Raw genomic sequence first — 639 nt, forward strand, 5'->3', positions numbered from 1 at the left:
GGTGCCTAGCCCGGCCACCTCAATTGCACTTTGAAACGAGTTACTACTTTCTTCCAATGCCTTTCGAGCCTGTATCTGGGTACTGATGTCACTAGCCAGTACAATTACTCCCAGCAGTTCCCCTGCTTCGTTATGATGAGGGGTATAGGTAATATCCAACCACCGCTCCGTGCCTAATCGGGAAGGTGCTGGCAGCTCATAGCGTTCGGGCTGGCCTGCATACGCAACTGCCAGATGGGGGGCTACCTGCTGATATGCCTGTTCACCAATGAACTCCCGTACGCTTTGGCCAATGACCTCGTCGGCATCGACGTTGAACCAGTCCTGAAAGGTTTTATTATAAGAAACGTAGCGTTGCTGCTGATCCAGATAGTAGATCATCGAGGGCACCGTGTTGCTCAATAAGCTCAGCTTTGCTTCGCTTTCTTCCAATTGCCGGCGGGCATGCATATGTGCCGTCACGTCCGTTACGACCTGAATCATACCCGTGATAATCCCGCCCTCTCGCAAGGGGCGATACGCGATATCGTAATAGTACTCCTGGATTACTCCCGTTCGGTTATGGGGTACTAAGACCTCTTTCTCATCAAAAGAGATGCCTTCATGATAAACCCGCTGTGCCTGTTGCCAGGCAAACTG

Annotated in this window: 1 protein-coding gene; it reads right to left on the bottom strand. The window is 51.5% G+C overall.

The genetic code is table 11. From position 1 onward, the window contains the following. Positions 1–639, bottom strand: a 639-nt coding sequence (locus tag BWI93_RS05835; RefSeq protein ID WP_141217367.1) for a PAS domain-containing protein, incomplete at both ends; no start/stop codon positions are given.

The sequence above is a fragment of the Siphonobacter sp. BAB-5385 genome (assembly GCF_002261125.1).
In the GTDB taxonomy this organism is placed as follows: Bacteria; Bacteroidota; Bacteroidia; order Cytophagales; family Spirosomataceae; genus Siphonobacter.